The organism is Pseudomonas sp. NCIMB 10586, from assembly GCF_023127895.1.
Taxonomy (GTDB): Bacteria; Pseudomonadota; Gammaproteobacteria; order Pseudomonadales; family Pseudomonadaceae; genus Aquipseudomonas; species Aquipseudomonas synxantha_A.
Genome location: NZ_SPKQ01000053.1, coordinates 206,068 through 232,356 on the forward strand (window position 1 = coordinate 206,068; position 26,289 = coordinate 232,356).

At 60.6% G+C, this 26,289-nt stretch carries 21 protein-coding genes and 3 pseudogenes; 8 read left to right on the forward strand and 16 right to left on the reverse strand.

The features are described from left to right. Window positions 1-70 precede the first annotated feature (70 nt). The gene (locus E4P01_RS28030; protein ID WP_216091837.1) at window positions 71-2,908 is read left to right on the forward strand and encodes a TonB-dependent receptor; all 2,838 of its coding nucleotides are present in this window, start codon (window positions 71-73) and stop codon (window positions 2,906-2,908) included. A 243-nt stretch (window positions 2,909-3,151) separates the two neighbouring features. Here E4P01_RS28030 and E4P01_RS28035 read toward each other — a convergent pair whose 3' ends face one another. The 6 genes from E4P01_RS28035 to E4P01_RS28060 form a co-directional block, all read right to left on the reverse strand. After that, the gene (locus tag E4P01_RS28035; protein WP_216091838.1) at window positions 3,152-4,558 is read right to left on the reverse strand and encodes an amino acid permease; all 1,407 of its coding nucleotides are present in this window, start codon (window positions 4,556-4,558) and stop codon (window positions 3,152-3,154) included. Between the two features lie 138 nt (window positions 4,559-4,696). Next, window positions 4,697-5,437: a BPL-N domain-containing protein gene (locus E4P01_RS28040; protein WP_216091839.1), complete on the reverse strand. Its 741-nt coding sequence runs from the start codon at window positions 5,435-5,437 to the stop codon at window positions 4,697-4,699. 110 nt (window positions 5,438-5,547) lie between these two features. Further along, window positions 5,548-7,278: an OPT family oligopeptide transporter gene (locus tag E4P01_RS28045; RefSeq protein ID WP_216091840.1), complete on the reverse strand. Its 1,731-nt coding sequence runs from the start codon at window positions 7,276-7,278 to the stop codon at window positions 5,548-5,550. A 186-nt stretch (window positions 7,279-7,464) separates the two neighbouring features. After that, window positions 7,465-8,091 carry a glutathione S-transferase gene (locus E4P01_RS28050; RefSeq protein WP_216091841.1) on the reverse strand — a complete coding sequence of 209 codons (627 nt, stop codon included), beginning with the start codon at window positions 8,089-8,091 and terminating at the stop codon, window positions 7,465-7,467. Window positions 8,092-8,158: 67 nt separating this feature from the next. Then, on the reverse strand, window positions 8,159-8,854 hold the full coding sequence (locus E4P01_RS28055; protein WP_078821884.1) for a tRNA (adenine(22)-N(1))-methyltransferase TrmK: 696 nt from the start codon (window positions 8,852-8,854) through the stop codon (window positions 8,159-8,161). A 10-nt stretch (window positions 8,855-8,864) separates the two neighbouring features. Beyond that, a complete protein-coding gene (locus E4P01_RS28060; protein WP_032880194.1) occupies window positions 8,865-9,578 on the reverse strand; it encodes a FadR/GntR family transcriptional regulator in 714 nt (237 codons plus the stop codon). 327 nt (window positions 9,579-9,905) lie between these two features. Here E4P01_RS28060 and E4P01_RS28065 point away from each other — a divergent pair, with 327 nt between their 5' ends. Both E4P01_RS28065 and gudD read left to right on the forward strand, forming a co-directional pair. Further along, window positions 9,906-11,267 (forward strand): MFS transporter, encoded by a 1,362-nt coding sequence (locus E4P01_RS28065; protein WP_216091842.1) that lies wholly within the window; start codon window positions 9,906-9,908, stop codon window positions 11,265-11,267. 20 nt (window positions 11,268-11,287) lie between these two features. After that, window positions 11,288-12,613, forward strand: a complete 1,326-nt coding sequence (gene gudD / locus E4P01_RS28070) for a glucarate dehydratase (RefSeq protein WP_032880193.1) — start codon at window positions 11,288-11,290, stop codon at window positions 12,611-12,613. Window positions 12,614-12,810: 197 nt separating this feature from the next. Here the strand turns inward: gudD and E4P01_RS28075 are convergent. The 3 genes and pseudogenes from E4P01_RS28075 to E4P01_RS28085 all read right to left on the reverse strand — a co-directional run. Further along, window positions 12,811-13,812 (reverse strand): annotated as a pseudogene (locus E4P01_RS28075) (chitinase); the annotation flags it as partial. A gap of 40 nt (window positions 13,813-13,852) precedes the next feature. Next, window positions 13,853-14,488: a lytic polysaccharide monooxygenase auxiliary activity family 9 protein gene (locus E4P01_RS28080; RefSeq protein ID WP_046071917.1), complete on the reverse strand. Its 636-nt coding sequence runs from the start codon at window positions 14,486-14,488 to the stop codon at window positions 13,853-13,855. A gap of 322 nt (window positions 14,489-14,810) precedes the next feature. Next, window positions 14,811-15,185: an addiction module antidote protein gene (locus E4P01_RS28085; RefSeq protein WP_216091844.1), complete on the reverse strand. Its 375-nt coding sequence runs from the start codon at window positions 15,183-15,185 to the stop codon at window positions 14,811-14,813. Window positions 15,186-15,546: 361 nt separating this feature from the next. On the opposite strand from E4P01_RS28085, the gene E4P01_RS28090 reads away from it, so the two are divergent. Both E4P01_RS28090 and E4P01_RS28095 read left to right on the forward strand, forming a co-directional pair. Continuing rightward, window positions 15,547-16,158, forward strand: coding sequence for a transferase (locus tag E4P01_RS28090; RefSeq protein WP_216091845.1), 612 nt, complete (start codon window positions 15,547-15,549; stop codon window positions 16,156-16,158). A gap of 336 nt (window positions 16,159-16,494) precedes the next feature. After that, window positions 16,495-16,799, forward strand: a pseudogene (locus E4P01_RS28095) (DUF6124 family protein). A 74-nt stretch (window positions 16,800-16,873) separates the two neighbouring features. Here E4P01_RS28095 and E4P01_RS28325 read toward each other — a convergent pair. Together E4P01_RS28325 and E4P01_RS28100 are read right to left on the reverse strand one after the other, a co-directional pair. Continuing rightward, a pseudogene (locus tag E4P01_RS28325) lies at window positions 16,874-16,997 on the reverse strand (MerR family transcriptional regulator); the annotation flags it as partial. Window positions 16,998-17,069: 72 nt separating this feature from the next. Then, window positions 17,070-18,404 carry a hypothetical protein gene (locus tag E4P01_RS28100; protein ID WP_143508469.1) on the reverse strand — a complete coding sequence of 445 codons (1,335 nt, stop codon included), beginning with the start codon at window positions 18,402-18,404 and terminating at the stop codon, window positions 17,070-17,072. Between the two features lie 232 nt (window positions 18,405-18,636). Here E4P01_RS28100 and E4P01_RS28105 point away from each other — a divergent pair, with 232 nt between their 5' ends. Together E4P01_RS28105 and E4P01_RS28110 are read left to right on the forward strand one after the other, a co-directional pair. Further along, entirely contained in the window at window positions 18,637-19,665 is a 1,029-nt protein-coding gene (locus tag E4P01_RS28105; protein WP_216091846.1) for an alpha/beta fold hydrolase, read from the forward strand. Between the two features lie 134 nt (window positions 19,666-19,799). Next, window positions 19,800-21,191 carry a PLP-dependent aminotransferase family protein gene (locus E4P01_RS28110; RefSeq protein WP_216091847.1) on the forward strand — a complete coding sequence of 464 codons (1,392 nt, stop codon included), beginning with the start codon at window positions 19,800-19,802 and terminating at the stop codon, window positions 21,189-21,191. Here the strand turns inward: E4P01_RS28110 and panB are convergent. After that, a complete protein-coding gene (gene panB, locus E4P01_RS28115) occupies window positions 21,179-21,994 on the reverse strand; it encodes a 3-methyl-2-oxobutanoate hydroxymethyltransferase (RefSeq protein WP_032880182.1) in 816 nt (271 codons plus the stop codon). The genes E4P01_RS28110 and panB overlap by 13 nt on opposite strands. Before the next feature lie 154 nt (window positions 21,995-22,148). On the opposite strand from panB, the gene E4P01_RS28120 reads away from it, so the two are divergent. Further along, complete coding sequence (locus tag E4P01_RS28120; RefSeq protein ID WP_216091848.1) at window positions 22,149-22,319, forward strand: DUF2986 domain-containing protein; 171 nt, start codon at window positions 22,149-22,151, stop codon at window positions 22,317-22,319. On the opposite strand, the gene E4P01_RS28125 is transcribed toward E4P01_RS28120, so the two are convergent. From E4P01_RS28125 to E4P01_RS28140, 4 genes are all read right to left on the reverse strand, one after another. Further along, window positions 22,291-23,286 (reverse strand): helix-turn-helix domain-containing protein, encoded by a 996-nt coding sequence (locus E4P01_RS28125; RefSeq protein ID WP_216091849.1) that lies wholly within the window; start codon window positions 23,284-23,286, stop codon window positions 22,291-22,293. The two genes, E4P01_RS28120 and E4P01_RS28125, sit on opposite strands and share 29 nt — an antisense overlap. Before the next feature lie 4 nt (window positions 23,287-23,290). Next, window positions 23,291-23,833, reverse strand: coding sequence for an isochorismatase family protein (locus E4P01_RS28130; protein WP_078821895.1), 543 nt, complete (start codon window positions 23,831-23,833; stop codon window positions 23,291-23,293). A gap of 91 nt (window positions 23,834-23,924) precedes the next feature. Continuing rightward, window positions 23,925-24,458: a GNAT family N-acetyltransferase gene (locus tag E4P01_RS28135; RefSeq protein WP_216091850.1), complete on the reverse strand. Its 534-nt coding sequence runs from the start codon at window positions 24,456-24,458 to the stop codon at window positions 23,925-23,927. Then, window positions 24,448-25,659 (reverse strand): YeeE/YedE family protein, encoded by a 1,212-nt coding sequence (locus E4P01_RS28140; RefSeq protein ID WP_216091851.1) that lies wholly within the window; start codon window positions 25,657-25,659, stop codon window positions 24,448-24,450. Before E4P01_RS28140 ends, E4P01_RS28135 begins: the two co-directional genes overlap by 11 nt. Window positions 25,660-26,289: the final 630 nt, after the last annotated feature.

The following is a 26,289-nucleotide window of genomic DNA, read 5'->3' on the forward strand; positions in this document are numbered from 1 at the left end:
TTTTCCACGTCGCTTGGCCTATGGGAACAACCCATCGAAACAGGTGGGCCTTCACCCTCAGGAGCCCTGCATGACCTCCCCCCTCCATGTTCTGCGCAGCCGCACGCTCGGCCTGCTGTTTCTTGGCTTGCAACCGCTGTACGGCGCGGCGGTGTTGGCAGCCGATGAGCGCCAGCACTTCCACATCGACGCCGGTACGCTGGACCAGGTGCTCTCGCGCTTCGGCGTACAGGCGGGCATCAGCATGGCGGGGCGCGCCACGCTGACTGCCGGCAAGAGCAGCCAGGGCCTGACCGGCGACTTCACCACCGAAGCCGCGTTGACACGGCTGCTGGAAGGCACGCGCTTGAGTTATCAGCGCCTGGCCGATGGCAGCTACGAGCTGTACCCGGGCGGCACGGCGCTTGCGCTGCCCACGCAGAAAGTCACCGGCGAAGACCCGCAGAAACAGCAGGTGTATTCGGCGCCGCGTTCCTCCGTGTATATCTCCGGTGAGGACATGCAACGCTTCGGCGTGATCTCCGCCGGCGACCTGCTCAAAGGCCAGCCCGGCGTGCAGGTGGGCGACAGCCGCAACGGCGGCGGTTTGGATGTGAACATCCGCGGCATCCAGGGCCAGAGCCGCGTGGCGGTTACGGTGGATGGCGCGCAGCAAGCGCTGGATGTGTATCGCGGCTATGCCGGCACCCAACAGCGCAGTTACATCGACCCGGATTTGATCAGCGACGTGACCATCGACAAGGGCCCCAGCGTTGACTCCAGCGCCATCGGCGGCACGGTTAAAATGCGCACCCTGGGGGTTGAAGACATTCTGCGCGATGGGCAAAACATCGGCCTGCGCCTCAAGGGCGAGGCGTGGAACAACGGCGTTGCGCCCGCCTACCGCGACGGTCACTCATCCGAGGGCAGCCTGTACGCCGAACCGCACCGAAACCGTGGCGGGTTGTTCGGCTCCCAAGCCGAATCCGGCAGCGCCGCGTTTGCCTACACCCATGACCTGTTCGATGTGGTCGCAGCCTACGCTCACCGCAATCAAGGCAACTATTTTGCCGGCAAAAAGGGCCAGGATCGCTACCGTACCTACGACCGCTATGGCGACGAAGAAAGCACGGTGGCCAGCACTTATAACGCCGGCGAAGAAGTACTCAATTCGTCGGCCGAGACTGAATCCTGGTTGCTCAAGACTACGATCCGCCCCACCGACGAGCACACCTTCGACCTCGGTTACCAGCGCTACAACGGGCACATCGGCGAGATCATGCCGTCGGATATTTTTCGGTTCGGCACCGGCGGCATCTACCAGTACCCGCTGGGCCATACCCGGATCGACACCTATACCGCGCGCTACCATTACCTGCCCACCAACAACCCGCTGGTGGACCTTACCACCAGCCTGTGGATGACCGATGCGCAAACCAGCCAACTGACTTCAGTGCTCGCGCCCGCTTCTCAAGCCTACCGTTCGGACCGCAACTGGAGCCGTCAGGCCAACCGTCGCATCGGCGGTGACCTGGCCAATACCTCACGGTTCACCAGCGACTATGGTGACCTCAAGCTGGACTTGGGCGGTGGCTTCCAGGTCGAAGAGCTGCGCCCGCAAAAAGGCGTGGTCACCACCCAGCACGACATCAACGCCAACCGCAGTTTGCGCGATGGTTCACGCCAGGAATTCAACCTCAACGGCAAGCTCGAATACCAACCCGTGGACCGCCTGACACTATGGGGCGGTGGCCGCTATACCTATTACCGCACACAAGACCATGTGCCGCTTTCAACGGCGCGCCGGGAAGAGCGCCCGTTGCGCTACGTGTCAGCCACGAACGCCGGGGCCTACGGCAACATGCTCTGGTTCCCCGACATGAACGGGGACTACACCGACGCTACCGACCCGCGCCAGAACAACGGCATCGTTTTCAGTAACACCAACTACCCATTTGAGGGCCCGCGCTATAACGATTTCGGGGCCACGGATACCACGGCGTATGAGCCCCAGGTGGGCGAAGTGGTCAGCGGTTATGACTACTCCGGAAAAAACCGCAACAGCGGCGGTGCATTTGCGCCTGCCTTCGGCATCAATCTGGAGGTGGCGCCCGACACCTTCGTCTACGCCTCTTACACCCAGGGCCTGCGGATGCCGTCGCTGTTCGAGACCAGCCAGGGCGTATTACAAACCCTACCCGGCAAAGGCTTGAAGCCCGAGCGTTCGAGCAACTGGGAAATCGGCGCCAGCACCCTCCAAAAAGGCCTGTTTGTGGCTGACGATGAGGCGGCGATCAAACTGGCGTACTTCAACAACACGATCAAAAACTACATCACCCGTTACTACGACCCCAGCCCCGGCCTGATGGGCCAGATGCAATTCAGCAACACCGACAGCTTCAAGACCAGCGGCCTGGAGTTGCAGTCCCATTACGATGCCGGCCGTGTGTTTGCCGACCTGTCATCCACCTACTACCTCAAGACCCAAACCTGCGACTCGGCGTTCGCCGCTCGCCTGCGTGCCAGCAGCAACCGCTATCGCGACACCAGCCAGACGCCCAACTGCACGCCCGGCAGTTTCATGGGCTCCTACACCAACACCCAGAACCCGCCACGCTTTGCCGCCAACCTGACCACCGGCGTGCGCTTTTTCGACCAGTCGCTGACGGTCGGCACGCGCATCACCTACACCTCCGGCCCCACGGTGACCGCCGATAAACCCTGGCAGGCAGGCGCCACCACGCCACAATTGGTCTATCGCGAAGTGACGCTGGTGGACTTGTTCCTCAACTACAAATTGCAGGACCACACCCAACTGAATGTCTCGCTGCAAAACCTCACCGACCGCTACTACCTGGACCCGCTGGCGCAAAGCTTTATGCCGGCACCGGGCCGAACCCTCAGGGTGGGTCTACAGACGAAGTTCTGACAGGGGCAGGCACAACTCTCGAAAGGCACACATTCCAACTGTGGGAGCTGTCGAGCCCCGGCGAGGCTGCGATGGCGGCGGCACAGGCGAAATCTTCATCGTCTGAACCACCGCTTTCGCAGCCTCGCTAAAGCTCGACAGCTCCCACAGGGGTTCGGCGGTGCAGGGTTCAACCCAGTTGGCAGGGCCATCGCGCCAAGCACAACTCCCGACAACAACACCGCCCACAAAGAATCTGCAATGTCAGGCTTGTTCCACCACAACCGGCTTAATTGCCCGGTTGTGCTGGCGCGACGTGACCAGGCCGATGAAGGAAATCACCAACGCCAGGCCAATGGTCGAGGACACTTCGGTGCGGTGCTCGGGCGTCACCATCATCACCCCCAGGGCCAGGCAGATGAACACGATCACCAGGTAAGTCAGCCACGGAAACAGCCACATGCGAAAGGTCAACTCGACGTTTTGCCGAAGCAGCAAGCGACGCATACGCAGTTGCGAGATCGCGATCACCAGGTACACCAACAACGCGATGGCGCCGGAGCTGGCGAGCAGGAACTGGAACAGACCGGCTGGCATGAAGTAGCTCAGCAACGTGACGCCCGCACCGATGATGGTGCTGGCGATCACCGCCGCCCGGGGCACGCCCGCCTTCGAGGTGATTTTAAGGGCCGATGGCGCATCGCCGCGTTTGCCCAGGGAAAACAACATGCGCGAGGAAATGTAGATCGAGGAGTTCATGCAACTGGCTACGGCGATCAACACCACCACATCGACCATGAACTTGGCGTTGGGAATATTCATCAGTTCCAGTGCGCGCTGATAGGAGCCCACGGACGCCAGCAGCGGGTCGTTCCAGGGCACCACGGAAATCACGATGGAGATCGACAACAGGTAGAACACGCCGATGCGCCAGATCACCGAGCGGGTGGCCTTGGCGATGTTCTGCGCCGGGTTGCTCGATTCGGCTGCGGCGATGGTCACCGCTTCGGTACCAATGAAACTGAACATGATGGTAATGAACGCGCCCACCACCGCCGAAAGGCCGTTGGGGGCAAAACCTCCGTGTTCTTCCATCAAGCGGCTCAAGCCGCTGGCTTCACGATCCGGGATCCAGCCCATGAGCACGCTGAAACCCAGGCCGATAAAGCCGACGATGGCAATCACCTTGGCCATGGCGAACCAGAATTCGAACTCGCCATATTTGGCCACGCTGAACAGATTGGTGATCACCAGCAACACGATTGAGACCAAGGCGAACAGCCACGCATCGACCTGAGGGAACCACTGGTTGAGCACGTGCCCGGCGGCCAAGGCTTCGATGGGAATGACCAGCACCCAGAACCACCAGTACAACCAGCCGATGGTGAACCCCGCCCAGGGGCCGATGGCCTGGTCGGCGTAGGTGGAAAACGAGCCGGTGTCCGGGCGCGCCACCGCCATTTCCCCCAGCATGCGCATGACCAGCACCACCAGCAGGCCGGAGAACAGATAAGCCAGTAAAACCGCCGGTCCCGCTGCGGCGATGGCGTGTCCGGAGCCGACAAACAACCCCGCGCCGATGATGCCAGCGATGGACAACATGGTCACATGGCGCGGCTTGAAGCCCTGCGCCAGCTGACCGTTGGAATCGTTGCAGTTGAGGCTAGTCATTGTTTTTGTTGTTCTCGGGCGGCCAATGACCCTCACCTTAAGTGCCCGAGGCCAGACGCAAGTAGCCTGGTTACGCCGCCATCGTGTCTGATATCGACATTTGTGAGGGTGGCCCCCTGAAGTGACGAGCGTGGCGCCCTACTCTTGCGCGCTACGTATCAACGACCCGAACAGCTCTCCACGCGGCATCTTGCTCAGCTCGATATCGGCATTTTCAAACCACTCTCGGCCGGCTTCCGGATGCGGCCCGCTCAGAACAACCACGCCACGTTCGTAGATGTAGCGCGCCGCCGCCACGTCGCCATTGTGGTAGGTCGCGATGACCTTGTAGGGCGCCGCGGCGCTGGCTTTGGGGAAGTAAGGGCCGTCCTGGTAAAACACATGGTCAGGCTGCCCGTCCCACGTCACCCGCACGGCGGCATCGTCGATACCAGTCACTTCAAAACCGGGGCGGCCGGCTTCGGTGTCAATGGCCTGAGGGATCAGGCCGAGGTTGTTGTCGTCGGCCAGGTAGGCGCCCATGCACAGGCCCAGGTAGCGGCCGCCGTTGGCGACGTAAGCGCGGATGGCTTCGGCACGTGTATCGCCCAGGCTGTCGAGAGCGGCCGGGATGTCCTGGCCGCCACCGGGTTGCACGTAGAGGTCATAGTGCGCCAGGTTCTCTGGCGTGATGTCGATGGGTTCGTCGGCGCCGACGAAGTCGATCTGGTAATTGGGGTTGAGACGCTGCAGGGCGGTTTTCACATTTTCCGAGCAGTCCGGGCAACCTGCCGGGCCACGGTAGATGGCGACATGGGTGATGGGGCCTGCGCCGTGCACGGGTAAAGGGTGCAGCGTAGCAACGGCGAGAAACGTGGCAGCGAGGGCAGGCAGTTTCATGGGGCAGGCTCAACGCTCAGTTGAATGGGTTTGATCCAGTGATCGCAGCGCCAAGCCTATAACGATGAGCCTTTTGAATTCGTGAAGAGTTGTAAACCCACGTGGGCCATTCATCCACTCCCCAGCATCTGCCACAACGACGCGCCCACGCCGGTAATGCTCTCGCCGGCGATCAACCCCGCCGCTGCCGTGATCGCAAAGCGCTGCGTCACGCTCGGCCAGCGACAGCTCACGGCCCAGGTCATGATCGCGCCAAGGGCCATCATCAGCGACACCGACGCAGGCAACACAAACGCTAGTCCCAGGGCTGCCGCACTTGGCAGATAGCGGGCGCGATGTGTGGGTAATGTGCTGTCGAGTATGCCCAGCAGCACGCCGAACAAGCTTGCAATGCCGATGGCCCAGCGGATGCTGGGGGACAGTGAATCCAAACCGTGGGTCAGGGTTTGGGCCACGGCTTTCCAGGTGGCGACGGCCGGGGCCGGCCATTGTTCGGTGAGCAGCATGGTCTGAGGGTCAGGGATCAGCGCCAGGTACGCGAACACGCCGACGATGCTGCCGACGAAAATCCCGAGGATCTGGGCGATCACTTGCTTGTGCGGCGTCGCGCCAATCGCCTTGCCCACCTTGAAGTCATTCATCAGGTCGGTGCACTGCCCCGCCGAACCGCCGGCGGTGTTGGCGCTCATCAGGTTGATCGGCACCTGGCCAGGCGCAACAATGCCAAAGCTCAGCTGGGACAGTTGCCCGATGGCGCCAATCGGCGGAATACCGGTAGCTCCCACCACCCGCGCCGCCACGGCGGCCAGGCAGATCGCCAGGGGAATGGTCAGCAGCGCCATCCCAAGGTTGATACCGAACAACAGCGCTTGCAGGCTCACCACCAGCGCGATCGCCAAGGCAAACCCCACGGCAGACCCGGGCTTGGGAATCGCCCACGGCGTGCCGCCAGACGCCCGGGTCGAGCGATGCAATGCCCACAGGCGAATCGCCAGGGACGCCAAGGTGGAACACACCATCAGGCTCACCCCGGGCCACAGCAGCCATTCCACCAGCGCGGCAAATTGCGGACCGTTGCTGTCGGCGGGCAGGCTCACCAAGCCGTTGGCCAACAGCCACGGCCCCAGCCCGCCCCATGCCAGCAAGGCGCCGAGCAGCAGGGTCAGGCCCACGCGAATGCCGATAATGCCGCCGAACCCCAGCAACAGCAGCGAAGGGTCTGCGGTGAAGGTCAGGCGCTCCAACGCGGGGCTCGGCGACCAGCGCGGGAAGGCCCACATAAAGGTATCTACCCACTTGACCGATCCGGACAACAGCGCCGCGCCGAGCAGCACTTTCAAGCGCGTGGCGGCTTCGCGGCCATGGTTGTAGATGTGCAGCAGGGTTTCCAGGGTGGCCATGCCTTCGGGAAACTTCAGCGCCTTGTCATTGAGCAATGAAGGCCGCAGGTACCACGCGATCCAGATCCCCAGGAAACTCACCGAAAACACCCAGGCGATCATCGGCAGCGCCGCCAGTTGGTTACCCGTCAGCAGGGTATACGCCGGGATGGGCGCGACCAGCCCGCCGGAAATGATCGACGCTGCGGCAGAGGCCACGGTCTGGTTGATATTGCTCTCGTGCAGGGTCCACGGCAGGTGCTCGCCGGAACGCCGGGCCAGGCCCTGCCAGATGCCATAGCCAATCAGCAAGGCGATGATCGACATGTTGAACGACCAGCCGATCTTCAAGCCCGCGTACACGTTGGAAGGGGTCAGCAGGATACCCAGCACGATCCCGGTGATGACTGCCCGCAGGCTCAGTTCACGCTCTACGGGCGCGATTGACGAGGTGGAGTGCATGCAGATTCCTTTCGAGAAAAACCAGTGCCACCTCTTAAGTGAGCGCTGGAGGACTCGAAGGTTCACCTGGTTCCAAATGTGGGAGGGGGCTTGCTCCCGATAGCAGTCTGTCAGTCAGCATTTTTGTAGCTGACCCACCGCTATCGGGAGCAAGCCCCCTCCCACATTGGTCCTCTTCACCTCTGGCTATTTGGCGAACGCATATTCCCCGCCCCGCTCCACCGCCTTGCGGTAAGCCGGCCGCGCCTGGAGCTTTTGCAGCCACGCCGCCAGGTTCGGGTAAGCCTGCAATTTGCCCTGGGCCTGGGCAACTTCACCGATAAAGCTCATCTGGATATCCGCACCGCTGAGTTCGTCGCCCACCAGGTAAGGCGTGCGCCCCAGCACATCATTCAGGTAGCCCAGGTAGTTGGCCAACTCCGATTCAATCCGTGGATGCAGCGGTGCGCCCGCTTCACCCAGCCGACCCACATAAAGGTTGAGCATCAACGGCAGCATGACCGAGCCTTCGGCAAAATGCAGCCATTGCACATAGCTGTCGTAGGCGTCGGTGGCCGGGTCGGGTTGCAGTTGGCCGTTGCCGTGGCGGCGGATCAGGTAGTCGATGATTGCGGCAGATTCGATCAGCACGCGGGAACCGTCTTCGATCACCGGGGATTTGCCCAGGGGGTGAATGGCCTTGAGCTCAGGTGGCGCCAGGTTGGTCTTGGCGTCGCGCTGGTAGCGTTTGATGTCGTAGGGCAGGCCCAGTTCTTCAAGCACCCACAGGATACGTTGTGAGCGGGAATTGTTGAGATGGTGAACAGTGATCATAGCGGGCAACACCTTGGGGGATTTAGGAGAAGACTACAGGGTAGCGGTGAAGTGCCGTGAATGTGGCTCAGGCGAGCAACTGATCGATCCACTTCACCTGCTGCACGATCTCCTGCACTTTCTGCTCGGGCACGGCCTGCCGTGCCTGTTCGAGGCTGGCCAGTGTCTTGCGTTTTTCGCGCACCATACGCTGCCACTTCGCCAGGAACTCCTCGCTACGCGCCTGCATTTGCAACGGGCCGAAGTACAGCTGCTCGGCGGTATAGGTGACCGCCTCGGCGCGTTCGGCGACGATGATTTCGTAGTAGAAGCGGTTTTCCAGCAGCAGCTCCTCGTGCAGGATCCGGTAGCCGTTGTCCATCAACCATTGGCGCAGCGGCTGCTCGCCGCCGTTGGGTTGCAGGATCAGGCGTTCGCGGCCATTGAGGTGCGCCTTGCCGCTGTCGAGAATGTCGCGGATCGTTTCGCCGCCCATGCCGCACAGGCTGACGACGGTAATATCATCGCCCGCCTCGATTGCCGCCAAGCCATCAGCCCGGCGCACGGTGATGTGCTGCGCCAGACCGTTGTCGGCCACGGTACGGTTGGCTGCGTGAAACGGTGTAGCGGCCACTTCCCCCGCCACTGCCGCCGCAATAACGCCTCGGCGCATCAACGCCACCGGCAGGTAGGCGTGGTCCGAGCCGATATCGGCCAGGCGTGCGCCGGTCGGCACATGCGCTGCCACACGCTCAAGGCGCATGGACAAGGTGTGTTGGTTCAACGGTGGTTCCTTATGAGTGCCCGGAAAATCGATCCCGGCTGTTGGTCAAGTGCAACACCATAGCTGCCCGTGCGGCGTCCGGATCCTGGCGTTTGATGGCGTTGTAGATCGCCTCGTGCTCCAGGTTCGCCAACTGCCCCAGCTTGGCAAAGTCCGCGCCGCCGCGTTCGGCGTCCTTGACCTGGGTGCGCGGGATCATCGCACTGCCCAGGTGCAGCATGATGTCGGTGAAAAAGGTATTGCCGGTGGCCTCGGCGATCAGTTGGTGAAAGCGCTTGTCTTCCTCCACGCAACTGTCGTTGTTGGCCAGCGAGGCCTGGTAGTCGTCCAGCGCCTGGCGCATATGGGCCAGTTGCGCTTCGCTCCTGCGCAGGGCGGCCAACGCCACGGCCTGCACCTCAAGGCCCAAGCGTAATTCGAGCATGTTGCGCACGCTGGCGACCGTGTCCACATGCAGGCGCAGGCCCGGCTGCGTGTGTTGCTCCAGCACAAAGGTGCCGATGCCGTGACGCGTCTCCACCAGCCCCGACGCCTGCAACTTGGACAAGGCTTCACGCACCACGGTGCGGCTCACTCCGTGCTCAAGCACGATGGTGGATTCAGACGGCAGTTTTTCACCGGGCTTGAGTTGCCCGAGCAGGATGCGCTGGGTCAGCGCCTCAACCACGCCCTGGGCCAGGTTGGTTGAGCGTTTACGCACAGGCGTTGGACTTTCAATGGGCATGACTACAGGTCCACAGGGTTGGGCAGGAGCAAGCTTATCACCCTGTCTGGAAGCACCGCCCTTTTGCTGCAAAAAGCCTTCAACTTGTATGACAACACATCAAATGCTCACCACCCGTATTTGCTGAAATGTTTGCCCCCCCACGCAAATTCCGCTGAAAAAACCAATAAAAACGGCTAAATAACCGAACAAACTAGTCAGTCGCCGTACTTATAAAAACAAATTCACTCATCAGCGCATTGCGATTCCCGGAAAGCCACTTGTATGATGTCTGTCAACGAAGCAACCAAACCCGCATAAAAACAATCAGGGGGAAGTTTTCAAATGGTGAGCCATTCAAGCCCAGCATCTGCCGTACCCGAAAGTGATTCAGTGCTCGCCCGCGCCGTGAGCAAAGTGAAGCGCCATGTGCTGCCACTGTTCGTGGTCATGTTCATCCTCAACTACATCGACCGCGTCAATATCGGCTTCGTGCGCACGCACATGGAGCATGACCTGGGGATCGGCGCGGCGGCCTACGGCTTTGGTGCCGGGTTGTTCTTCATCGGTTATGCGCTGTTCGAAGTGCCGTCCAACATGCTGCTGCAAAAGGTCGGCGCCCGTATCTGGCTGACCCGCATCATGTTCACCTGGGGCATCGTCGCCACGCTGATGGCGTTTATCCAGAACGAAACCCACTTCTACATCCTGCGTTTCTTGCTGGGTGTGGCGGAAGCCGGGTTCTTCCCCGGGGTGATTTATTACTTCACGCGTTGGTTGCCCGGCGTGGAGCGCGGCAAGGCCATCGCGATCTTCCTCAGTGGCTCGGCGGTGGCGTCGTTGATCTCCGGGCCGTTGTCGGGTGCGTTGTTGCAGATCGAAGGTTTTGGTTTACATGGCTGGCAATGGATGTTCGGTATCGAGGGCCTGGCTTCGGTGGCACTGGGCTTTTTTGTGTGGTTCTGGCTGGACTCCAAGCCCCATGATGCCAAGTGGATGACCCGCGAAGAACAGGACGCCCTGGTTGACGCCATCGACCAGGAACAGCGCGAACGTGAAGCCCTGACCACGGTGAAACCGACCATCGGCAAGCTGCTCAAGGACCGCCAGATCCTGCTGTTCTGCGCTCTGTACTTCTGCATTCAACTGACGATCTATGCCGCCACCTTCTGGCTGCCGAGCATCATCAAGAAAATGGGCGACCTGAGTGATGTGCAGGTGGGTTTCTTCAACTCGATCCCCTGGCTGATCTCCATCATTGCCATGTACGCCTTTGCGTCGCTGTCGGGCAAGTTCAAGTTCCAGCAAGCCTGGGTCGCGGCGGCCCTGCTGATCGCGGCGGCCGGCATGTTCATGTCCACCACCGGCGGGCCGATCTTCGCCTTCGTCGCGATCTGCTTTGCGGCCATCGGGTTCAAGTCCGCGTCGTCGCTGTTCTGGCCGATCCCCCAGGGCTACCTGGATGTGCGCATCGCCGCCGCCGTAATCGCGCTGATCAACTCGATCGGCAACCTGGGCGGCTTTGTGGCGCCGACCACCTTCGGCTTTCTGGAACAAACCACCGGCTCGATCCAGGGCGGGCTGTATGGCCTGGCCGGCACCTCGGTGCTTGCGGCCATTCTGGTGTTCTTTGCCAAGACTTCACCCTCTGCCGTGTTGGCCTCACCTAGCGCCGTACCGTCAGGCGCCGCCATCAGCAAATCCCTTTGAGCGTCTATAAGGACCTTGCCATGAATACCCCTGTAGTCACCCATTTCCAGGTCATCCCGGTCGCCGGCCACGACAGCATGTTGCTGAACCTCAGCGGCGCCCACGGCCCCTACTTCACGCGCAATATCGTCATCCTCAAGGACAGCAGCGGCAACACCGGCGTGGGCGAAGTGCCCGGCGGCGAGCGTATCCGTGAAACCCTGGAAGACGCGCGCAGCCTGGTGATCGGTCAGCCGATTGGCCAGTACCAGCGCGTGCTTAACCAGATGCGCAGCACCTTTGCGTCCCGAGACAGCGCGGGACGCGGCCTGCAAACCTTCGACCTGCGCATCACCATTCATGCCGTCACCGCCATGGAAGCCGCGCTGCTCGACCTGCTGGGCCAGTTCCTCGAAGTGCCGGTGGCCGCCTTGCTCGGCGAAGGCCAGCAACGCGACGCAGTGAAAATGCTCGGCTACCTGTTCTATGTGGGAGACCGCAACGCTACCGACCTGGCCTACCGCAACGAAGCCGACGCCGATGATGAGTGGTTCCGCCTGCGTCACGAAAAAGCCCTGACCGCTGACGCTGTGGTGCGCCTGGCCGAAGCCGCCAAGGCCAAATATGGCTTCAACGATTTTAAGCTCAAGGGCGGTGTGCTCAGTGGCGATGAAGAAATCGAAGCCGTCACCGCGCTGGCCGAACGCTTCCCGGATGCGCGCATCACCCTTGACCCAAACGGTGCCTGGTCGTTGAAAGAAGCCATCCGCCTGTGCCGCGACCAACACCGCGTGCTGGCCTACGCCGAAGACCCCTGCGGCGCAGAAAACGGCTATTCGGGCCGCGAAGTCATGGCCGAATTCCGTCGCGCCACGGGCCTTAAAACCGCTACCAACATGATCGCCACCGACTGGCGTGAAATGGGCCACGCCATCCAGCTGCAATCAGTGGACATCCCCCTCGCCGACCCGCACTTCTGGACGATGCAGGGCTCGGTGCGCGTCGCGCAAATGTGCAACGAGTGGGGCCTGACCTGGGGCTCGCATTCCAACAACCACTTCGATATCTCCCTGGCGATGTTTACCCAGGTGGCCGCGGCCGCCCCGGGTGAGATCACCGCCATCGACACCCACTGGATCTGGCAGGACGGCCAGCGCCTGACCCGCGAACCGCTGAAGATTGAAGGGGGTTACGTAAAGGTGCCGGCCAAGCCGGGCCTGGGTGTGGATATCGATATGGACGCCGTGGCCAAGGCCCATGAGCTGTACAAAGGCATGGGCCTTGGGGCGCGGGATGACAGTGTGGCGATGCAGTTCTTGATTCCGGGTTGGGGCTTTGATAACAAGCGGCCTTGTTTGGTGCGGTAAATCGGAGTTATGAACGCTCAGCGCAATTTGAGCGTGACGCAAAAAATCCGATGCCCAAACAGGCATCGGATTTCAGTCAGATCAGAAGCTTAGCTGTTTGACCTCTGGCACGTCTGCCAGAGGCCTCTTTTGCACTACTGCTGATTGGCGACCTCGAGATCCGCCGTATCCTCCTCAAGGCCAGAGAGAGCAGTGCCATTGACCAGCGGCCCATAACGACGGCTGAACTCCCAGTTGTAGGGCACGTGGTCTTTGTTGACCCCGTTATCCCAATTCACCGACCAGGTCATCAGGCCCTTGATCGACAATCCTTTGTCGTACAAACGCTTGAATGCATGGGTCACGGCTGTTGGGTTGATCACATAACCGGTGGCAGCCGCGTCGACGTTCGCGGGCAGGCCAATGACGAACTTGTCTGCCGGGATTTTGGTAAACCCCCGCGTTCCGCTCACCAGGCTTTCGGTCAGGTAAAACAGGAAGTCCTCTTTCATCGCGTCGTTGTTCTGGGCAATCCAGGCGCCGTTGCCGCTGTTGACCTCCTGCACCCAGATCCCGTCGCCGCCCTGGTTGTAATACTGTGGGGCGATGAAGTCGTAATAGCCTTCCAGCGCCTGGATGTAGCCGACGTATTTGCCGGCGGTGGTCAGGTACGGAAACTCCGGCGCCATGCTGATGATGAAGTGTTTGCCTTGACCGGCGTAGTGGTCCTTGACCAGTTTCAACGCGGCGGGCAGGACAGTCTTGTTATCGGCGAAATCAATCGCGCTCTGTTCAAGATCGATATCCAGGCCATCAAAGCCATAGGTTTCCACCAGGCGGATAATCTCGTTGGCCAGTGGCTGTTCGTTGCCTTTATGCAGTTCGATGTGTGCATCGGCGCCGCCAAGGGAAATCAGCACCGCCCTGCCCTGGCTGTTCAGCACGCCCACCTGGCGACGGAACTCGGCGTCGGACAGGTTGTACGGCTTGAAGGTTGGGATACCGTTGCCCTTCATGAAGGCCACGGCCACCACGTTGTAATCCCTTGGTACGTCCGCCAGGCTCATATTGGCGAACTGGCCACGCTGGTAGCCATCGCTCGGGCCGGCAGGCCAGTTGTGCCAGAAGCCCATGAGGATCTTTTTGCCGGCAATGCTCGGCATCAGCGAAGCGGCATCGTTGAGTGGCGATTTCAGTGAGGTAAAGTCAATATTTGACATGTTCTAATCCTTCAGAACGTGTGGGTTTAACGGCGCGGGCTTATTTGAAGTCCACGTCGAAGGCTTGATAGAAGGCGTTGCCGGTGTTGGCGACGATCCACATCAATACGATCACATGCTGGCCCTTCTTGTTGGCCGGCAGTTTCACTTCATGATTGACCTTGGCCTTCAGTTCGCCGGCATGGCTGTAGTACGGCACCTGGGCATAGAAGTCTTCGGCGAACGGCTGGGTTTCCAGCTGTGCGCGGGTGATGCGCTGTTTCGGATCCCAGCCATCCTTGGTGATCAGCCAGCGATAGCCACGGGTGGTGTGCGGCGCGGTGTATGCCCAGGTGACCTTGAAGGTCTGACCCGGCTCGACATTGAGTAACGGCCAGGTGAAGGCGCGGTTGAGTTTCTTGGCCATTTCCTCGTTGGTGAAGTTGATGCAGTCACGCGCATCGGTCTTGCCACCGCTGAGGATGAAGCCGTCGGCTGGTGGAGTGACGCTGTCACTGTCGGTTTGGTAAGGCGCCGGGAACGGGCCGGCCATCAGTGCCGGGAAGTTTTTGCCGCCTTCCATTTCATTGACCTGCCAGGTCTCCAGCAGGCCAAGATCCACGGCGACTGCACCACGGCTGGAAGGGGATGTGACACGACCATGGCGAAGCGGTGTCTGGGTTTGTGGTTTGTTCATTTTTTGACTCCATTGATAGTGATTAAGAACTCCCCTTTCTTGAAGGAGAGAACCTCAACCTAACGGAGTCGCTTTTTTTTGCCACCGGCCCATTTTTCACTCATTTTCGTTTCATGAGCGCGCCGCCCCGAAAATACTGGATATATAACCAGTATTATGGGAATAACCTTACGCTGCAAGAGGTCGATTTCCTACAAGACCAGGCGCACATCAACACCGCTTCTCTCGTAAATCGCATCATCCCTTCGTAACGGATAGCCCTCTGTGGACAAAAAGGGACGTCTCTATTTTCAATCAAATAAACCGTCCTCTTTTGGGTCCATCAGGTTTTGCCGATGACGGCCGTTTTTTCAATTGCGGTCGCGGCAATCGGTTGCACCGTCAGTTCCACCCCGAATGCCAACATCAGCTTCTGGACCGTCTCATAACGCGTCTTTGAGCCGCCTTTCAGGGTTTTATACAGGCTCTCCCGATTCACCCCCGCCGCTTCGGCAACCTTGTTCACACCCTGGGCTTTGGCAACCTCGGCCAGCGCCTTCATAAGGACTTGCGGGTCATGGCACGCCATGCTTTGCGCAAGATAGCCACTGATGGTTTGCGGGCTATCAAGGAAGCGTGAAGCCTCATAGGCGCTGGTGCCGGATGTATCCAGCTCGAGGATCGGCATGTCCTCTGGTTTGAATGTCGACTGACTCATGTCATTGACCTCTCAGGGCATCGAGAATCTTTTGTCCACCTGTAGCCTACTGGCTACATCTTGCATCTGCCAGTGCTTTTTTAAAACCAGCAACACACAGCCAATGTGGGAGGGGGCTTGCTCCCGATAGCGGTGTATCTGCCACTGAGAGGTTGGCTGACCTGCCGCAATCGGGAGCAAGCCCCCTCCCACATTTGCACTGCGTTGTCGTTGAGGCAGCATTTTTGCGCACAACGGCGACCCGCGACTTTCTTTGGTACTAAGTAAACCGGGGCAGACGCTATTAAGATGTCGCCTGAGCCCACCACCCTATCGTCACAGCGGGCTCTACCCTCCCACCCCGACATCGGAAGCGCTCTGCATGAAGCTACCTGAGATCAGTACATTCATTGCTCAATGGCCCTCCCTTGGCGTGACGCAGCCCGCCGCTTGGCGGGTATCTCAAGACTGCGAAAACCAGGTTCTGGCCTTGCTGTCACGCCTCGGCACGGGCTACCGGCGCCACGGAGACTGTGCCATCCACGAAAGCGCCATTGTCGAAGAAGGCGCTGTGTTGAAAGGCCCGATCATCATCGGCGAAGGCTCATTCGTAGCAGCGGGAGCGTACCTGCGTGGCGGCGTTTATCTGGGCAGCCATTGCATTGTGGGCCCAAGCTGCGAACTGAAAAGCACCTTCATGCTGGCCGCAAGCAAGCTGGCACACTTCAACTTTGTCGGCGATTCATTGATTGGCGAAGGGGTAAATATTGAAGCCGGTGCAATCATCGCCAATTACCGTAATGAGTTGGATGGGGCGGATATCAAGATCCGCTACGCAGACAATGTGATCGACACAGGGGTAAACAAATTTGGTGCCCTGGTAGGCGACGGCTGCAAAATCGGCGCGAATGCCGTCATTGCTCCAGGCGCAATATTAAAGCCAAACAGTCGTGTTCCGCGTTTGGGGTTGATTGACCAGTTCGCCTACGAGTAGCGATAGCCCGTAGACATGTCCTACAGCGCTCTGCACCACCTTGCTCCATTGCCTACAGTTGCGTCAGAATCCGCCGGCTTGTGCGCTTGGATGGGCGTCTCTAAGGTGGCTCGGTCGCTGACAACTCAGTGATCGGGTTTAGTAGCCCGAGTGACAACATAAAGTGCATGAGCCTCATCGATCAGATGTTCTTGTCTGTGCTTGATGGTGGCTGTGCGCAGGGCGCCCTCGGGCGCGCCGGCTTTGTGTGTTTCCCCGGTCTACTAACCTGCGTACAGCCGCCACCCCATCGTTTAGTAGCGATGAGGTGTTGGCCCTAAAACAGGTACAACACACATGTATAAAGTCACGCCTAACCCTCAAACGATCCAAACCTCAAGCTTGATCAGGCATCCCTTAACACCCACGCCGAACCACCTCCCTCACCGCTGTTCAGCGTTGCCGACGACGCCAGCAACGAAATGCTCATCACCAATAGCTACGAAACCTTTTCCTCGGTGACAGCGTTATTGCTTGACCTGTCGGATGAACTGTCAGGCAAACAGCGCGATGTCGCGCTGGCGATTCATCAGCTGAGTGAATTGGGGGTTTTGTTGGTGGACAAATTGATGGCGAGGGAAAGTGCTTCAAGGGTTAGCTAGTCTTGCAGCCACCCGATAGACCGCCGCGTCGTCATGATCGACCTCACGACGACTCGGCAGCACCTAGGCGCCGGTCAGGCCCTCGGAGCCTGGTGGGCGCCCTTTCTCTTGGAAGACGCTGGAGCCACCCCTTCCTCGCGCAGACGATTAATCAGCAACTGCGCATTCTGCACATGCCATACCCTCGGGTTTAACTTCGAATACCATTGACCTCAAAGTTGGCTTTAAACCTAAGTCATTGGGTGGCCAAGGCGTGTGATTGCCCCCTCCTCATGGTTTTGGATTTTTCATCAATTTTAATAAATACCCAGGCCAGCGCCATCGCGAGGTGAACTGATCGGGGGTGCCTGCAAGGATGTCTACCAGTGAGCGCGTCTTCAAAGGGTCGGCTACGGCCTCACCGACGACGCTGTGCGGCTGCCTGTCGTCGACTGAAGGCGCAGCCGCCCGACGCGGTTTTCCGGTGGCCGGATCCATGGTGTAACCCGCGGCCTTACCTTTTTCGGTGATGGTCCAGATGCCATCGGTGTTGATAAGCACGGGCTCATCAAATGTGAGCGTTACCTCTTCGGCTACTGTGACCACCATATTGTCGTTGATACTTATCGGTGTATAAGTCGCGAACTCCCTGCCCAGCAAAGCTTGCGTGGCACCTGCACTGGAAAATTTCAGCACCATCTGCTCAAGAAAAGCGATGCTGCCCATATTGCTCAGCGCGCCGAAGTCCGGGTTCAGGACATGACGCAAAAAACCCTGTTCGAGGCGGGTAGAGTCAATGGCCGAGCCGTTCAGAATGCGTGATGCCGCAGCTACATCATGCTCCTTGAAGTTGAACGTCACCCGGCGCCCCTCCTGGTTGTAGCCATTGTTACCGCTCAAGAGCTGGCGACCATTGTCGTGATGGCGGTAGTTGCCGAGGTCGTAGGCCAGCATGTCGACATATGCCAAGTCGGCTCCTTGCTCCTGCGCATAGGCGTACATGTCCGACAACAGGCTGCGATCATCACGTGTCAGGAAGTCGTAACTGCTTTGGGCCATATTGCTAGAGGTCAGGGTGCCTTCGGCCACCGCAGGTTCATACCCCAGGAAGAGCCGAGAAATCATGAGTTCACGCCCAATGGCGGAACCTGAAGAGGCGCTGACCCGCTGTTCATTCAGGCGAACCTCCTGCCAGGCTGCGCGCCGTTCGTTGACGGTGAACGTACCGCTTTCGTCGCGAGCAATCAGCGTCAATTGATCGACCGCGAGTCCTTTGAAAGGGTTACTGGCCAAACCGTTGGCAAAGGCGGTGGCTTGCTTGGCGCGCTCAAGCAATTCCAGAACGTGAGTATCGGGAACCTCAGCATCATGCTGAGCTTTGTCAGCGAAATATCTTTCGTCGCTGATCGCATCGAGCGGGTTGGAGAGGTTGTTGCCTGGGTCTTCTTGACGCATGCCGGCGTCATGGTTGGCAGCGTCACTTAGTTGCCTCGCCAGGATCGATAAGGTGTTGTCAGCATCGGCTTCAACAACGGCAGGCGCGCCGATAGGGTCTCGAAGAGGTAACACCGAGGCTGGGCTCAAGTCACGGACAACAGGACCAAATGATGCACCTATAAGCTCCATAATCATCACCCTTTAATTAAAGGTCAGTGTCGACACATCCAGTAGGATTCACGCTCCAACACTGCATGATTTACAGCTTCAAGTAAGCCAGCTACTTCCTAAAAACGTGAAGTCCGCATCTGTAATACCAAGCAGTAGGACTCTGTCAGCCACTTCGTAGTCCCGCCTCCCCTCTACCTGAACCGACCGTTTCGGGTCATGCTGCGCCCTCCCTTTCAAGGACGAAAAAAGCATGAAAGCCCGCCTCGCTGCTCTGCTGCTGATGTACCTGACCGCTCCCGCATTCGCCGCTGACAACCCCATCGGTTTCCAAACCACCACCCTGCCCGACACCCTTAACAGCCGCCCGCTGGAAATGGCTGTGTGGTACCCCGCTGCCGCCACTGCCAAACCCAAGCTGATCGCCGACAATGTGGTGTTCATCGGCGTGCTGGCCGTTCCCGATGCGGCGCCGACGCCCGGCAAGCATCCTTTGGTGGTGCTCTCCCACGGCTACGGGGGCAATTGGGGCAAACAGGCGTGGCTGGCCAGTGCGTTGGCGCAGCAGGGTTATATCGTGGCGGCGGTCAACCACCCGGGCACTACCAGCCAGGATCGCAGCGCACAGGCCGCTGCGCAGTTATGGCAACGGCCTAGGGATTTAAGTCGGGCCATTGATGCGCTATTGGCCCAGCCCGAGCCATTCGGTGCGGTGGATAGCGGCCGGATCGCCGTGGTGGGGCATTCCCTGGGAGGCTGGACGGTGATGGAGACGGCCGGTGCGCGTTTTGACCCGGCGCTGTTTGCCCGGGACTGCAGCGCTCATCCGACGTTGGTCGCGTGTACCGCCTACCGTGAGATGAACCCTGAAGGCACTGCGAATGGGAAGGAGCAATTGGCGGCGGACTTGAGCGACAAGCGCGTCAGCGCCGTGGTGTCTTTGGACCTGGGCCTGTCGCGCGGGTTTACCGATGCAAGCCTGGCGGCGCTGCCGGTGCGGGCCTTGGTGATCGCCGCCGGTGTACCGTCAGCGGATTTGCCGGCGCAGATGGAATCGGCCGACATGGCCAAGCGGTTGCCAAACGCCTCGACGCAGTACGTGCAGATCAGCGACGCCAATCACTTCAGCTTTATGTCCCAATGCAAACCGGGCGCGGCGGCGGTGCTCGATGCGGATGTGCCCGGCGACAGCATCATTTGCCAGGATGGGCCGGGGGCACGGCCACGACCGATTATCCAGCAGCAGGTGATCACGTTGATCAGCCAGTTTTTGGCACGTTGATCAGGGTTTGATGATGTAGGAGCGAGCTTGCTCGCGAAAAATCTCAACGATAACGCGCGCTTCCAGGTAAAACGTGGCGTGCTGAAGTGCTTCGCGAGCAAGCTCGTTCCTACAGAATAGCGGTTCAAATAAGTATGAAAAGAAGCAAAGACACCTTTGCCTATCAGGCGGTGTACCGCTACCTCATCGAGCTGATCGAGGCCTGCCCTGCCGACGGCGCACGCAAATTGCCGTCCCTGCGCCAACTGGCCCTACGCCTGGGCGTGTCGGTGTCGACCACCAAGTACGCGTATGCATTGCTTGAGGAACAAGGACGGATCCAGGCCAGGCCCAAGCTCGGTTTTTTCATCGCCCCAGGCTTGGCTGCCACCATCAACCCAAGCTCATCCCCCCTGCTCGACCAGGTCTTCGCTAACGCACGCCAACCCGGCATGCTGGCCCTGAGCAGCGACGCGCCGGCGATGCTGCTGTCGCTGGAGCAACCCTTGCTGATGGTGGAGCGTGAACTGACCCGGCAGTACCCGCGCTCGCTGGCACCACTGTATCTGCCAATGGGCGAGCCCGAGTTGCGCGCTGCCTTGGCCGAACGCTACAGCCGCTCTACTGACCATTACTGGCAAGCCGACCAGGTGTATATCGGCTCGGACTTGCACAGCGTATTGGAGGTTTCGCTCAACGCCTTGAACCTGGCGGGCACGCTCGCACTGGTGGAGTCGCCGTGTTCGTGGGCGATCCTGCGGCAATTGCAGGCGGCGAAAATCCGTGTGATCGAGATGCCCCTCGGCGCAGATGGGCGTTTTGGCCTGGGCGCTCTGAACACGCTGCTCAAGCGTGAGCCGATCCGCCTGGCGGTGCTGTCATCGACGGTGAATATGCCCCAGGGCGGTGTGATGCCCGCGCAGGATAAACAGCAGATCTGCGAATGGTTGGCCGAGCGGGATATCTGGCTGTTCGAAAACGACACCTACGGCGAGCTGTATTTCGGCCCGCAACCGGCGCGTTATCGCGACTACGCCGACCCGCACAAACTACTGGTGTTCTCGACCTTCGACAAAGTCATCGGCTCGGAAGCACCCTACGGCTATGTGCTGTGTCGCAGTGCTGGGGCGCCGTTGCAGCAGCTGTTCCTGGAGCGCGGCTTTCGCCTCTCGCCGATCCGCCAGAAAGCCATCGCCAAGCTGTTTGCGTCCAAGCGTATCGACGCCCATCTGAAGGCGTTGCGCGCACGGTTACTGGCGCGCATGACGCAGCTCAAAGCCCTGCTGTTAACCCACGGCAATGGCCAATGGCAGGTGGTCGAACCCCACGGCGGCGCAAGCTTCTGGCTCCGGGCCAGCCGCCCGGTGGATATGCGCCAGGTGTTCGCGCACTTGCTAAGCCAGCGCATCGTCATCGCCCCCGGCGAACTGTTCAGCCAGCAAGGCGCCTGGCCAGATCACCTGCGCCTGAGCTACACACTCGACTGGAGCAAGGACATTGCCCAGGCCGTCCAACTACTGGCCCAGGCGTTGCGTCAAAGCCCGTAGCAGTGCCGGTCTTCGGGAAAACGACCCTGGCGCACATCGTCGGCGAAACGCTCGCAGGCATCGCGAATCACCGCCCCCACATCAGCGTATTGCTTGACGAAGCGCGGCATCGAGCCGCCGCCCAGGCCCAGCACATCCTCGGTGACCAACACCTGGCCGTCACACGCAGGCGATGCGCCGATGCCGATGGTGGGTTGGCTTGAGTCCAGGGTGATCTGCCGGGCCACACCTTCGGCCACCCCTTCCAGCAGCAGACTGAAGGCCCCCGCTTCCAGGTTGGCGCGAGCATCGGCGGCAATCACCGCAGCGGTTTCAGCGCTCAGGCCCTGAGCCTTGAACCCGCCCATGACGTTGACGAATTGCGGCATCAGCCCCACGTGGGCCATCACCGGTACACCCCGTGCAACCAGGAACTCCACGGTACCGGCCAGGGCCTGATTGGCCTCCAGCTTGACCGCATCGCAACCGGTGCGCGATAGCACCTGGGCGCAGTTGCGAAAAGCCTGCTCATACGACTCCTGGTAACTGCCAAACGGCATGTCGGCGATCACACAGGCCAAGCGTGTACTGTCGACCACCGCCCGGGTGTGGCCGATGATTTCTTCCAGTTGCATGCTCAGGGTTGACGCCCGGCCATAGCCGACCATGGCCGTGGAGTCACCCACCAGGATGAAGTCGACGATCGGATCGATCAGCTTGGCCATAGCGCTGGAGTAGGCGGTGAGGGAGACGATTTTCTGTTGCCCCTTCATGGCGACCAATTGAGGGACAGTCATGCGTTTGGTACGGGTGTGAATGCTCATCGGGGCTTTTCCGTTTGCGCTGGATACTCGGCCCGATTATTGGCGAAACGAAGGACGATTCAATGCACAGATCAGCGCTAAAAAGCGACCCAGGGCCCGGCCACATTTGCTGAAACTGGTATCATCCGCGCCTTTCCCTCTCAGGCTCCGCGACATGAACCGCCAGAAAAAACTCCAGCAGCTCTTCAAGGCCAAAGCCAAAAAGGCCAGCGCCAAACTGGCGCCCAAAAGCAAAGACAAATACATCAGCAAGGCCGACCGCTTGAAGCTGGCGACCGAGGCCGGCCAGGAACCGGTCACGTCCCCCGAGACACCTGCTGAGTAAGGCGCATGGCTGAAGGGGTGGCCGCTTCATACTTGCCCCAGATGCGCCGCAGATGACGCGCCGAACCAAAGCCTGCGCGCTCGGCGATGGTTTCAATGCCCAAGTCCGACTCGGCCAGCAGTTCACGGGCCACAGCCAGGCGCAGGCGGTGCAGGTAGTCCAGCGGGCTGATACCGACATGCTCCTGGAACAAGCGCCCCAGGTGGCGGCTGCCGGTGCAGGCCAGGGCGGCCATGCGGGTTACGGTCCAGGCTTCACAGGGGGCTGCGGCGATGGCGTCCTGCACCCGATGCACCGCAGGATGCAGGTGATTACGCCCGGTTATCCAGGGCGACAACTGCGGGTCGCTGCCGCTGCGGCGCAGGTACACCACCATGTCCCGCGCTACCGCGCACGCCAGCCGTGGCCCGGCCAGCTCGGCGACCAGGTGCAGCATCAGGTCGATACCGGCCGTGACACCGGCGCTGCAACTGACCGGACCATCGGTCACGTACAAGCGGTTTTCCAGGACGCGAGCCTTGGGCGCCATGGCTTGCAAGGTGGCGCACAACGAGTGGTGCGTGGTGCATTGGCGGCCATCCAGTAATCCGGCGCTGGCGGCACTCAACGCGCCGGCGCATACGCAGATAAGGCGTTCAGCCGAGGGTGCGAAGACGTTTTGCAACCAGTGGGTCAGCCGCTTGCTGGCCGACTCGAACGCCTGCTGGTGCGCCTTGCTGACCTTCATCGTGGAGCCCACCAAGACCACCAGGGTGCCGGGGGCCAAGGTCGGTGGCAGTGGCGCCAGCCCCGTCAGCGGCAAACCGATGGAGGTGTGCAGCGTTGCCACCGGGCTGACGTACTGCAAGTCGAAATCCACCACCGCCGGGTCATCGACCTGGGCGGCCAGACGCAGCACTTCGGCAGGCCCGGCCAGGTCGAGCATCAGTACGTTTGGCAACAGCACAAACAGCACCGGCACACTCATCGATTCACCCCGCCAGGGCCTGGGCGACCGTCACGATGCGGGCGAAGCGGTCATCGAGGACCAGCTCCGTGCGTTCGCGAATCTCGGCCGGCGTATAGACCCGGCCGCTACGCGCGTGGGTCATCGGGAAGGTCAGCGTCGCCTCGCTGACAAAATCCACCTTGAAGCCACTGTCGCAAGCCTGCCGCGTGGTGGTCTCGCAGCATTGCTCGGTGCGGATGCCGCTGATGATCAGCGTGGCGACGCCCATCTCCACCAGGCGAGCGGCCAGGGGCGTACCCGCAAAGGCACTGTGGTAGCGCTTGTGGATCACCAACTGCGGATTGATCGACAGCTCGCTCAGTGCCCTGACGTTGCCCGATTGCATGGAGAAATGCCCCTGGTCTTCAACATGGAAGACTTGTACCACCGGGATGCCCCGCTGAACACAACCATCGATGAGGGCCTGCTGTTTTTCCAGATAGTCGGGCAGGTCATTTTCGGACCAATAGGTTGAATGACGGAACGAGTGCTGGGCGTCGATAACGATCAGGGCTTTACGGCTCATGGGCAGTCCTTTTGGCTTGCATCAGTGGGTGAACGATGCAAGCCATGGTAAGGACAACCCACAGCGCACGACAGGCGCAAGGCAGACTACTTCAGGACGGATTCGGACATGTCACCGGGCACGCCATGGCACAACGACTGCCGGGTTCGAAGCCATGGGCGTACTCATCCGCCAGGATCGTTTCCAGACGCGGATCACTGTGAGTAGCGAAGCCCAGGCGCCGGTAGAACGGTGCATTCCACGGTACATGCACAAAGGTGGTCAGGGTCACTGCATACAGTTGCTGGGCGCGGGCGTGGTTCATCGCCGTTTCCACCAGCCTGCGCCCCCAGCCCTGGCCTTGCAGCGGCCGGGCCACGGACACTTCATGGATATGCAGATCGTCGCCAAAGCGTTCTGCGCTGAGGAAACCCTGGGGTTGGTCGTGGTGATCAACCACCACCCAGCAGGTCGATAGCGCGATCCACTGCCGATGGCACTCGATGCCAATCGACGCGGCATCCGCCAGCCAGGCCAGCCCTTCGATTGCGCGAAACGCCTGGGCCGCGCAATGCTCGATGGCGGGCAACAAACCGGCGTCTTGCGTGCGCGCCAGGCGAATGTGGGCGGCCTGCTCAGCAACCACTCAAGGCCACCTGGCGCCGTTCGCCGGCAAAGAAGAAGGGCCGCAGGCGCACGCCCACGCCGTTGCCGATAAAGGCCGCCACCAGCCACACCCAGCCATGCAGGCTGCCCGAGGCGATGCCGCTGAAATAGGCGCCGATATTACAGCCATAGGCCAGGCGCGAACCGTAGCCGAGCAGCAGGCCGCCGATCACGGCGGCGATCAACGAGCGTGCCGGAATATTCAGGCTGGGAGCGAAACGCCCGGCCAGGCCAGCGGCCAGCAGCGCGCCAAGGACAATGCCGATATCCATGACGCTGGTGATGTCTTCCCAGACCGGCGCGGCCAGGGCCTTGGCATTGCCCGGCATCTGCCAGAACGCCCAACTCGCCACATCCACACCCAGCCCGCTCGCCACTTTGGCGCCCCACAGCGCGAACGCCGAGGTGATGCCCCACGGCCGCCCAGCCAGGGCCAGGGTGGCGTAGTTGAGCAGCGCCAGGCCAATCGCGCCCCACACCAGCGGCCAGGGCCCACGCAGAAAACGACGCAGCCCTTGATGCTCGCTGTGCACGCCTTGTTCAAGCTGGCCGTGACGGCGCTTTTCCAGACGCACGGTCGCCACCGCAATCAGCGCGAACACCGCCAGGCTCAGGACCAGCGCCGGCAGCACACCGAAACTTTTGACGATGGAAACCGCCGGCAACGACGGCAACGCAAACCACCAGTCGACATGGTGGGTGGCGATCAACGAGCCACAGATAAAGAACAGCAGCGTCACCAACATGCGCGCATTACCGCCGCCCACGGTGAACAAGGTGCCCGATGCACAGCCGCCACCCAGCTGCATGCCGATCCCGAAGATAAACGCCCCGAACACCACCGACACACCGGCCGGCGCCACCAAGCCCACGACCGGCTGGCCGAACAAAGTGCCCGCGCCCAGTGCCGGGAAAAACAGCAGCACCGCCACCGCCAGCATCACCATCTGCGCACGCAAGCCGGCGCCACGCCGATCATTGATAAACACGCGCCAGGCCGAGGTAAAACCGAAGGCAGCGTGGTACAGCGTCAGGCCCAGCGCGGCGCCGACCACCAGCAACAACACTTGGCGTGCGCCAACGGTGTTTTGCAGGAACAGGGCGCCCGCCACCAGGATGATAAAGGCTATCAGTGGCGCTGCAGGCTTGCGTGCAGGCGCCAGGGAAAGGGAGGTGCTCATGGGGATCTCGATGGGTTGGAAGGAGGCCAGTATAGCCCCAGACGGAACTTGATCAGGCGGTGGCATTGCCGAGAGGCTCATCGTTTGAACCACCGCCTTCGCAGCCTCGCTGGGGCTCGACAGCTCCCACAGAGATTAGCGGTGCTGAGTTGATCTCGATTGGCAAGGCCATTGCGCCAAACACAACTCCCGACAACAACACCGCCCAAATGTGGGAGCTGTCGAGCCCCAGCGAGGCTGCGAAGGCGGCGGCACAGGCACCCTCTTCATCGCCTGAACTACCGCTTTCGCAGCCTCGCTAAAGCTCGACAGCTCCCACAGGGGATTGGCAGTGCTGAGTTGATCTCGATTGGCAAGGCCATTGCGCCAAACACAACTCCCGACAACAACACCGCCCAAATGTGGGAGCTGTCGAGCCCCAGCGAGGCTGCGAAGGCGGCGGCACAGTCAACCCTTCATAGCCTGAACCATCGCTATCGCAGCCTCGCCAAAGCTCGACAGCTCCCACAGGGGATTGGCAGTGCTGGGGTGATCTCGGTTGGCAGGGCCATTGCGACAAACACAACTCCCGACAACAGCACCGCCCTAATGTGGGAGCTGTCGAGCCCCAGCGAGGCTGCGAAGGCGGCG

Coding starts and splice junctions, on each gene's coding strand:
- E4P01_RS28105 (WP_216091846.1), top strand. CDS start 18,637: ATGAAAGCCCGCCTCGCTGCTCTGCTGCTGATGTACCTGACCGCTCCC.
- E4P01_RS28050 (WP_216091841.1), bottom strand. CDS start 8,091: ATGATCACTGTTCACCATCTCAACAATTCCCGCTCACAACGTATCCTG.
- E4P01_RS28060 (WP_032880194.1), bottom strand. CDS start 9,578: ATGCCCATTGAAAGTCCAACGCCTGTGCGTAAACGCTCAACCAACCTG.
- E4P01_RS28120 (WP_216091848.1), top strand. CDS start 22,149: ATGAACCGCCAGAAAAAACTCCAGCAGCTCTTCAAGGCCAAAGCCAAA.
- E4P01_RS28035 (WP_216091838.1), bottom strand. CDS start 4,558: ATGACTAGCCTCAACTGCAACGATTCCAACGGTCAGCTGGCGCAGGGC.
- gudD (WP_032880193.1), top strand. CDS start 11,288: ATGAATACCCCTGTAGTCACCCATTTCCAGGTCATCCCGGTCGCCGGC.
- E4P01_RS28110 (WP_216091847.1), top strand. CDS start 19,800: ATGAAAAGAAGCAAAGACACCTTTGCCTATCAGGCGGTGTACCGCTAC.
- E4P01_RS28085 (WP_216091844.1), bottom strand. CDS start 15,185: ATGAGTCAGTCGACATTCAAACCAGAGGACATGCCGATCCTCGAGCTG.
- panB (WP_032880182.1), bottom strand. CDS start 21,994: ATGAGCATTCACACCCGTACCAAACGCATGACTGTCCCTCAATTGGTC.
- E4P01_RS28030 (WP_216091837.1), top strand. CDS start 71: ATGACCTCCCCCCTCCATGTTCTGCGCAGCCGCACGCTCGGCCTGCTG.
- E4P01_RS28090 (WP_216091845.1), top strand. CDS start 15,547: ATGAAGCTACCTGAGATCAGTACATTCATTGCTCAATGGCCCTCCCTT.
- E4P01_RS28080 (WP_046071917.1), bottom strand. CDS start 14,488: ATGAACAAACCACAAACCCAGACACCGCTTCGCCATGGTCGTGTCACA.
- E4P01_RS28125 (WP_216091849.1), bottom strand. CDS start 23,286: ATGAGTGTGCCGGTGCTGTTTGTGCTGTTGCCAAACGTACTGATGCTC.
- E4P01_RS28045 (WP_216091840.1), bottom strand. CDS start 7,278: ATGCACTCCACCTCGTCAATCGCGCCCGTAGAGCGTGAACTGAGCCTG.
- E4P01_RS28140 (WP_216091851.1), bottom strand. CDS start 25,659: ATGAGCACCTCCCTTTCCCTGGCGCCTGCACGCAAGCCTGCAGCGCCA.
- E4P01_RS28040 (WP_216091839.1), bottom strand. CDS start 5,437: ATGAAACTGCCTGCCCTCGCTGCCACGTTTCTCGCCGTTGCTACGCTG.
- E4P01_RS28100 (WP_143508469.1), bottom strand. CDS start 18,404: ATGGAGCTTATAGGTGCATCATTTGGTCCTGTTGTCCGTGACTTGAGC.
- E4P01_RS28130 (WP_078821895.1), bottom strand. CDS start 23,833: ATGAGCCGTAAAGCCCTGATCGTTATCGACGCCCAGCACTCGTTCCGT.